Below are 4926 nucleotides of genomic sequence, written 5' to 3' on the forward strand. Positions count from 1 at the left end.
TGTTGTTGTCCAATTCCATTGATGTCACTTCCTTTCTGTTGGTTACCACTGAATATAGTATACAACAAAAATGACAGATTAACCACTTCAAGCTATCGCTTGACCGAAATTCATCTCCCACTTTCACTGGTGCTTCGCACCCATACGCTTAGAAGTGGGAGACTTCTTTCGGAATTACGTTAAAAAAGTCTATAAGAACTCGTCTTTTTATCAGAGACGGGTTTTTATGTCATTTATTATAGGTCAAAAATCAGTCGTAAGACCTATGACAAATCAGCTTTCTTCAGTCATAATATACGTTAGATAGGAAGCTAATAAAGACAGGGATAAAAACAAATGAGGATAAACCAAATAGGAGGGTGTACCATGAACGAAAGAAAACGTATCCTTGAGTTGATGAAAAATGGAGTTATTTCAACTGAAGAAGGATTGGATCTTCTGGAATCACTTGCCAAGAAAGATGACAGAAAAGAAGCAGAAGCAGCATTTAATACTGAAGAAAAGGCTGACGAGGCAGATGTGCACATTGAAGAAGCTCTAGACGATGACAACAGGGAGAAGCAGAAAGAAGCAGAAGCCTCACTTGAACAGCTGGTTTCTGAAATCAATCAGTATTCTGTGGAACTGGATAGGATTAATGAAAACCTGGCGAACAGAAAGAAATCTCTTGAGTTGAAGAAAGAAGAGCTCGAAGGACTTAAAGCGTCAGGAAGAAAAACCGTCCAAGAAGAAAAAGACAGAATTATTGAAAAAATCAGAGCCATCCAGAAAGAACTTGAACTGATCAAACAGCTGGATGATGTAGACACCACTGATGAAATCATCACATTAAGAGAAGAAATCAGTGACCTAGATGAACAGTTGTCTGATGTAGAAGAACTGAAGTCTGAAAAAGATGATGAAGCGGTCGAGCAGCTTCTTGATGAAATAGAAGAAATTGAGGAAGAAGTCAATGATCTGGCTGCTCAGAAAGCTGAACTCATGAAGAAACTCCACCGCACTAAGATGAAGCAGTGGACGCTGAAAGCTAAACAGGCAACTTCAAAGTTCGAGCTTCCTGAAGACTGGGAGAAAAAAGCGACAGAAGAATTGTCGAAAGCTGGAGAAAAACTGGATGCTGCAAGTAAAGAGTGGTCCAAGATCATCAAAACTAAAGTGGATCAGGCCTCTAAAAATGATGTGACAGAAACCATTCGTACAAACATTGAGCAGGCCATGAGTCATTTCGACTGGAAGGATATCAACTTGAAAATTCCTTCTTTAAGTACAAAGGAATTTACTAAAGAATGGCAGTACGACTCAACCTCAGCGACTATTCTTGACTTCAAGCTGGCTAATGGAAAACTGATTCTGAAACCTGGTCAGGGAGAAACAATGTCATTTAAGGCAAAAGGTAAATTATATGGTAAAATGGATGAAGACACACCTGAAAAAACATTCGATGCCAGAAGCACAGTAACGATCGACGAAGACAAACTGTTGTGTCATATGCCTAACAAACGTGTCTATGTTGAACTGGAAGTGACCCTGCCGCAGAGAACTTACGATTATGTTTCAATCACCATGCTGAATGGTAAACTGTCTCTCAAAGATATAGAAGCAAAAGATGTCTTTGCAAAATCTACTAATGGATCACTGACCTTCGAAGGACTGTCAGCAACCATGCTTGAGGCAAAAGGTTCGAATGGACAGATAATTGTCAAGCAGGCGGACTTGAGAGATGTCCTTGCAGGTTCAGTGAATGGATCGATCGTCTTTGACGGGAAAACGGAAAGTGCAGACTTTACTACGACGAACGGAGAAATTAAAGTTACACTATCCGATCAGAAAATTGTCAGAGTGAACGCGACTACTGTCAATGGAAATGTTAAAATGGCTCTTCCTAAAGGACGCGCTATTGAGGGAAAAGCTAAAACAACATTCGGAAAAGTGAAAAGCCGCTTGTCCGATACAGAACCGATGGAAAAAATCGAGCATACGATGCATGTAAAGCGTGTTACCGGTGATGCGCCAATGAGCTTTTATGCCGGTACTACAACAGGAAATATTTTAATTAAAGATACAGATAAATAATTGAACGGAAAGAGGAGTGTAAAATGAACAAATTATCAAAATCAAAAGATAATGCAGTCATCTTTGGTGTGCTGGGTGGTTTGGGTGAGTACTTCAATATCGATCCTGTTCTTCTAAGAGTGATTGTCGTTGTTGCTACTTTCATCGGAGTAGGGTCTACAGTGCCTATCTATCTCCTTTTAGCGCTCGTCATGCCGGAAAGTGATGATCAGACAAGTAAATTAGCTTCCAATAAGAAAAAACCTTCTCCTTTCGGTGGTGTCTCAGATAAACCTAAACGTAAAGAAGCCGAAAAACTGGAAGAGGACGACTGGAGTGACTTTTAATCTATGAAATGGTGGCAGCGCATTTTAGCTAATACTCTCATATTTCTGGCACTGGCTGGATTCCTTCAAGGGTTTCAGATCGATTCATGGGTGACAGCTCTTATAGCGGCAGTTGTATTCGGCGTTCTTAATGTTACAGTGAAGCCTATACTGGTTATATTGTCATTGCCTATCACAGTAATGACACTGGGCTTATTCTATTTTATCATCAACGGACTGATGTTGTGGTTTACCGCCGCACTAGTGAGCGGATTCGCCTTCAGCTCCTTTTCATTGACTCTGTTTGTGGCTCTTGTAGTGTCAGGACTCAATGCGTATTTCAATAATGCATGAAAAAAAGCTGATCGGCATAGATGCTGATCAGCTTTTTTCATGGAAAATATCCATATTACGAGCTAGACATAAACTTATCAGTTTTTACTTTTGTACAGATACATCGTCAACGGACCGAAGACAGCTAACAGAATTCCTGAAGATATCAGAGTCCAGACAATTTCTGTCCCGACAGTATACCCATGCATCAAGCCCCTTACTGAATCCACCAGCATGGAAATTGGGTTGATGCTTACAAATACTTCCAGTACTCTAGGCATGGTTTCAGGATCTACAAAGGCACTGCTTAGGAAAGTCAGAGGGAATATGATCATCATAGAGGTAGCCATTAAGGCATTTTCAGATTCCATGATAAGAGCCAGTACGGTCCATATCCACGACAGGCTGAAGGAAAAGATCAGGAGAAGGCCGACAGCAGAGACAAGCCCTATAAGTGTACCTTGAGGACGAAATCCCAGAATCATTGCAAAACCTATCATGATGAGACAGGCAATGGTGTACCTCAGCACATCAAAAGTCATTGATCCTACTAGGGATGAGGGGGACCAGATGGGTAAAGTACGCTGACGGTCAAAAAAACCTTTCTGCAGATCCTTATTTAAGTCCAGACCGGTATACATTGTAATCTGAATAACCGTCTGTACTAGAATTCCTGGAAGAATAAACTGTAAATAGTCCTGAACTGAACCTGCTATTGCTCCACCAAAAAGATAGGTGAACATTATCAGAAAAAGAATAGGCATGGCAGTGATGTCCATAAGGGCCATGGGTGTATGTTTAGTCTTGAGTAACGATCGCATAGCAAAAGTGCCGACAGACGACAGTGCGTGTGGCGGGGTTGGACGATGTGATGAGATGATCGTCTGCTGAAGATTATCTTTTGATTTATTCTGATTGAATTCCATTTTAAGTTCCTCCTTCTTATTCCTCGTCATCAGTTAAAGCTAAGAAAACTTCATCTAAACTCGGCTGGCTTAGGGAAAAAGTCACCAGCTCAATGCCTTCAGATTCCAGATTGTTCAGTGCTTTTAATGCTTCTGATGAGCTGCTGACGTTAACTATAATTTCAGATTCTCTGGATGATCTGCGGATTAAAGCATCAAACCTCGTTTCCAGCACTTTTTCTGCTTGTTCGATATCTGTTTTATTTTTAAGAGTAATATGAAGCATGCCTGATCCTACTGAAGCTTTCAGTTCGGAGGGTGTCCCTTCAGCAATGACCGCTCCTTTATTAATGACAGCTATACGGTCAGCTAGCTGATCGGCTTCATCAAGATACTGAGTTGTCAGCAGAACAGTTGTGCCGGCTTTAGTCAGTGCCCGAACGACTTCCCAGACCTGGTTTCTGCTTCGAGGATCCAGGCCAGTTGTCGGCTCATCCAGAAACAGGAGGTCCGGAGTGATAACGATACTGGCAGCAATATCTAGTCTGCGTCGCATCCCTCCAGAATAATTTTTGGCCTGCTTACTTGCTGCATCTGACAGGCCGAATGCTTCCAGCAATTCAGCTGCCCTCTGTTTGGCCTCTTTTCTTTTGAAGCCCATTAATCTGCATATCATGACTAGATTTTCAGTTCCCGTCAAATCTTCGTCAATGGACGCATGCTGCCCAGTCAGAGCAATACGAGGACGGATTTTTTTAGGTTCTTTAGTTACATCATATCCAAAAATATGCGCCTCGCCTTCATCGATTTTCAATAATGTACTGAGCATGCGAACGGTTGTCGTCTTTCCTGCTCCGTTAGGGCCTAAAAAGCCATAAACAGTTCCTTTTTCGATAGCCAGGTCAATGCTGTCCACTGCTGTAAAGGATCCAAACTGCTTTACTAGACCCTTTGTTCTGACTGCCAGATCGATTGTCTGATCCATCTCTACCACTCTCCTTTTTTGTTGAAGACAGATACTGATAATGATTTTAAAGTGATCAGCTGCTTTTTCAGCCTTCTCTACTAGTGTACTACATTGATGCAAGTTGTAAGGTGTAAAAAAGTAAAAGCTGTGACTACAGGCTCATAAATACTTAAATTAACCATGTACTTTAATCTTTAACTTTATATTAGTGCCTGAATTATTCATACCTCTAAATGTGGATAACTATTTCTATTAAACTCACTGCTTTTTTAGACATTTTTAAGTATTAACTGTCTATCATGCCACTTTATATTCTTCTCGATTAGATCGAAAACAAAAAGAT

At 40.9% G+C, this 4926-nt stretch carries 5 protein-coding genes; 3 read left to right on the forward strand and 2 right to left on the reverse strand.

What is annotated here, in order from left to right; all coding sequences use genetic code 11:
- Positions 1 to 366 precede the first annotated feature (366 nt).
- From liaX to ABFX15_RS05910, 3 genes are read left to right on the forward strand one after another with little or no spacing between them, the layout of a single operon-like run.
- Complete coding sequence (liaX, locus tag ABFX15_RS05900; RefSeq protein ID WP_346024551.1) at positions 367 to 2073, forward strand: daptomycin-sensing surface protein LiaX; 1707 nt, start codon at positions 367 to 369, stop codon at positions 2071 to 2073.
- A gap of 23 nt (positions 2074 to 2096) precedes the next feature.
- Entirely contained in the window at positions 2097 to 2399 is a 303-nt protein-coding gene (locus tag ABFX15_RS05905; protein ID WP_346024552.1) for a PspC domain-containing protein, read from the forward strand.
- A 3-nt stretch (positions 2400 to 2402) separates the two neighbouring features.
- On the forward strand, positions 2403 to 2732 hold the full coding sequence (locus ABFX15_RS05910; protein WP_091265162.1) for a phage holin family protein: 330 nt from the start codon (positions 2403 to 2405) through the stop codon (positions 2730 to 2732).
- A gap of 77 nt (positions 2733 to 2809) precedes the next feature.
- Here the strand turns inward: ABFX15_RS05910 and ABFX15_RS05915 are convergent, their stop codons facing one another.
- Together ABFX15_RS05915 and ABFX15_RS05920 are read right to left on the reverse strand one after the other, a co-directional pair.
- On the reverse strand, positions 2810 to 3637 hold the full coding sequence (locus ABFX15_RS05915) for an ABC transporter permease (protein ID WP_091265161.1): 828 nt from the start codon (positions 3635 to 3637) through the stop codon (positions 2810 to 2812).
- A gap of 16 nt (positions 3638 to 3653) precedes the next feature.
- The gene (locus tag ABFX15_RS05920; protein ID WP_346024553.1) at positions 3654 to 4601 is read right to left on the reverse strand and encodes an ATP-binding cassette domain-containing protein; all 948 of its coding nucleotides are present in this window, start codon (positions 4599 to 4601) and stop codon (positions 3654 to 3656) included.
- Positions 4602 to 4926 lie beyond the last annotated feature (325 nt).

It is taken from the genome of Alkalibacterium indicireducens (genome assembly GCF_039522005.1).
Taxonomy (GTDB): Bacteria; Bacillota; Bacilli; order Lactobacillales; family Carnobacteriaceae_A; genus Alkalibacterium; species Alkalibacterium indicireducens.

What these genes read in the sequence shown, in the direction of transcription:
- ABFX15_RS05905 (WP_346024552.1), top strand. Translation starts at nt 2,097, where the DNA reads ATGAACAAATTATCAAAATCAAAAGATAATGCAGTCATCTTTGGTGTG.
- liaX (WP_346024551.1), top strand. Translation starts at nt 367, where the DNA reads ATGAACGAAAGAAAACGTATCCTTGAGTTGATGAAAAATGGAGTTATT.
- ABFX15_RS05910 (WP_091265162.1), top strand. Translation starts at nt 2,403, where the DNA reads ATGAAATGGTGGCAGCGCATTTTAGCTAATACTCTCATATTTCTGGCA.
- ABFX15_RS05920 (WP_346024553.1), bottom strand. Translation starts at nt 4,601, where the DNA reads ATGGATCAGACAATCGATCTGGCAGTCAGAACAAAGGGTCTAGTAAAG.
- ABFX15_RS05915 (WP_091265161.1), bottom strand. Translation starts at nt 3,637, where the DNA reads ATGGAATTCAATCAGAATAAATCAAAAGATAATCTTCAGCAGACGATC.